Below are 3397 nucleotides of genomic sequence, written 5' to 3' on the forward strand. Positions count from 1 at the left end.
AAAACCGGTGTGTTACCATTACACCATAGGCCAATTGCTCATTGCGGGTGCAAATATAAAACAAAATTATATTTCAGCAAATTTTTTACACTTTTTTTCGTTTACTTCTTTTTTAACCTCTAAAATTTCATTTAACAGAACTTTATATAAGAGGTTATTTTAAGAAAACTGTCAAAATTATATTTTTGTTTTCATCGAAAAAATCATTAGTAATTAATACATTCGTACTTTATATCTAGATAAAAAACTATGACTGAGCCTAACTATAAAAAGTGGAACATCATTTTGGGATGGGTTTCATTTGCAATAGCATTAATTACCTACACCTTAACCTTAGAACCTACTGTAAGTTCATGGGATTGTGGCGAATATATAGCAACCGCAGTAAATTTAGAAGTCGGACATCCACCGGGAGCTCCTTTATTTCAAATGTTAGGTGCTTTCTTTGCTATGTTTACTAGCGATCCGAGTCAGTTGGCTAAAATGGTCAACTTTATGTCTGGATTGGCAAGTGCTTTTACTATTCTTTTCATGTTTTGGACAATCACCAATTTAGCCAGAAAAATGGCTGTAAAAAATGGGAAATTCAGTAAAAATGAAGCTATTGCTATATTAGGTAGTGGTTTAGTTGGAGCTTTAGCTTACACTTTCTCAGATAGTTTTTGGTTTAGTGCGGTTGAAGGAGAAGTGTATGCAATGTCGTCATTCTTAATGACGCTATTATTCTGGTTAGGTTTACGTTGGGAAAGCGAATTAAACACTCCTAGAGGAAACAAGTGGTTAGTTTTAATCAGTTTTGTAGTAGGATTATCTTTTGGAGTACACATCTTATCATTACTTGTTATTCCATCAATCGTTTTAGTATATTTCTTTAAAACCTATAAGAACATTACTGTAAAAACAACAGCTATCGCAACATTAGTAGCTATTTTAGTGTTAGCTTTTGTCTTTAAATTCTTATTCCCGTTTACTTTAAAATTCTTTAGTGTTGCTGAGTTGTTCTTCATCAACCAAATAGGCTTGCCATACAACTCAGGAACAATCATCGCCGGATTAGTGTTAATAGGATTATTCTTTTACGGATTAAAATACACACGTAAAAAGAATATGGTTACCGCAAACACCTTGGTGCTTTCAGTATTATTTATCATTATTGGTTTCTCGTCTTGGTTAATGTTACCAATTCGTGCGAATGCTGATACCATTATTAACGAGAACAATCCATCAAGTGCACGCGAATTATTAGCATATTATAACCGTGAACAATATGGTGATGCAAATGTTTTTTATGATAATTACTATTCTGTAGCTTATGATAGAGAACTAGATGCTGACACCCCATATAAAGACGACAAACCTAAGTATGAAAAAATAGATGGAAAGTATGTTATTGTAAACAGGTATAAAAACGTACTTCCTAATTATTCTAGCAAACACAAAGGATTCATCCCGCGTATGGTTAATCCTGCTTCTGAGCAACAATACAAAAGCATTGCTGGAATTCCTGCTCGAAGTAAAAGACGTCCAACCTTTTTAGAGAATATGAAATTTATGGTCGATTATCAATTTGGCTATATGTATGGGCGTTATTTTATGTGGAACTTTGTAGGACGTCAAAACGATATTCAAGGACATTTAGATGTTGAAAACGGAAACTGGTTAAGTGGTATTAATTTTATTGATGAAGCTCGTTTAGGCTCGCAACAAAATTTACCAGATGATGTAAAAAATAACAAAGGACGTAACACCTACTTCTTTTTACCTTTCCTTTTAGGGATTTTCGGACTGTTTTATCAACTTAATAGAGATAAAAATAATTTTTATGTACTAACCTTGTTTTTCTTGTTTACAGGGCTAGCTATTATATTTTACACCAACCCTAAACCATTTGAACCACGTGAACGTGATTATGCTGTAGTTGGTTCATTTTATGTATTTGCCATCTGGATTGGTTTCGGGGTACTTGCTTTATATGATTATTTTAAAAAGTACGCCAACAAACGTGTGGTTGCCATTGCCACTTCTGCAGTTTCATTAGTTGCTGTTCCTGCATTAATGGGCTTCCAAAACTGGGATGACCATGATAGATCAGATCGCTATTTAGCCCGATTAAATGCGCAAACCTATTTAGAAAGCTGTGATCCGAATGCGATTATTTTTACCATAGGTGATAATGATACATTCCCGCTATGGTATATGCAACAAGTTGAAGGAGTACGTAGAGATATTAAAGTTGTAAACACTAGCCTTTTTCAAACAGATTGGTATATCGATCAAATGAAAAAGAAAACCTATACAGCTGACCCTATTCCGTCACAATTAACGCACGATCAGTATAAGTACGGAACTTTGGATATGGCGTACTATTACGAAATACCACAATTAAAAGACTCGGTTCTTTCTATCAGTGACTTTATGCGTTGGATAGCTAGTGACAATGATGCAACCTATTTAGATGCTGGAGATGGAGCAAGAGAAAAATTCTATCCAACCAATAAAATCCGTATCCCTGTTAACAAAGAAAACGCTTTAAAAACGGGGTTAGTAGCAGCGAAAGATGCTGATAAAATGGTAGATTATATTGATATTACTGTTGATGACAGAGGTTTATCAAAAGCGCGAATTTTAATGTTAGATATCTTAAATAATTTTGATTGGAAACGCCCTCTTTATTTTACAGGTGGTGCTAATGCAGATGAAGAATTCATCTGGTTAAAAGATTATTTACAGTTAGATGGAATGTCGTACAAACTGGTTCCTATTAAAACTTCTAATGAAGGGCAGTCTATTTTTGAAATGGGACGTATCGATCCTGAAAAAATGTACGAAAACGTTAAAAAATGGGATTGGAAAACGATTAACAACGGAGAAATTTATTTAGATGAACAAAGCAAGCGTAACGCTATTTCATTACGTAATAACTTAATCCGTTTATCGGAAGAGTTTATGCAAAAAGGTGATTCTGTAAACGCAAAAGACGTCTTAGATTTATCGTTACATAAAATGCCTATTAGAGATTTTGATCACTATAATTTCTCTTTAGGGTATCCAGAATTGTACTACCGTATTGGTGATATTGATAAAGCACGTGAAACTGCTGAAACATTGATTGACATCTTCCAGCAAAAACTACAATACTATATTACTTTTGATCCTCAAGACCTTTATTTGGTAGAAGATAACATACAAACTAACCTGTACATGTATCAAAACATTATTCAGCAAATTGTACGTTATGACAAAGATGAAGAGTACGGTAAAAAAGTATTCCAAGATTATATGGTTCACGAAAGATTCTTTAGAGCACCAACTGAAGAAGAATTGGAACTAGAACAACTAGATTCTATAAAACCTTAATTAATGAGGTTATATTTTATAAAAACACCACGTATACTTA

At 33.6% G+C, this 3397-nt stretch carries 1 protein-coding gene; it reads left to right on the plus strand.

Features of this window, described 5'->3' with window-relative positions; genetic code table 11:
• Positions 1-249: 249 nt before the first annotated feature.
• Positions 250-3357: a DUF2723 domain-containing protein gene (locus OU788_RS11995; RefSeq protein ID WP_274635383.1), complete on the plus strand. Its 3108-nt coding sequence runs from the start codon at positions 250-252 to the stop codon at positions 3355-3357.
• The last annotated feature ends 40 nt before the right edge of the window (positions 3358-3397 follow it).

Source organism: Tenacibaculum sp. L6 (assembly GCF_028823685.1).
In the GTDB taxonomy this organism is placed as follows: Bacteria; Bacteroidota; Bacteroidia; order Flavobacteriales; family Flavobacteriaceae; genus Polaribacter.

Coding starts and splice junctions, on each gene's coding strand:
- OU788_RS11995 (WP_274635383.1), top strand. CDS start 250: ATGACTGAGCCTAACTATAAAAAGTGGAACATCATTTTGGGATGGGTT.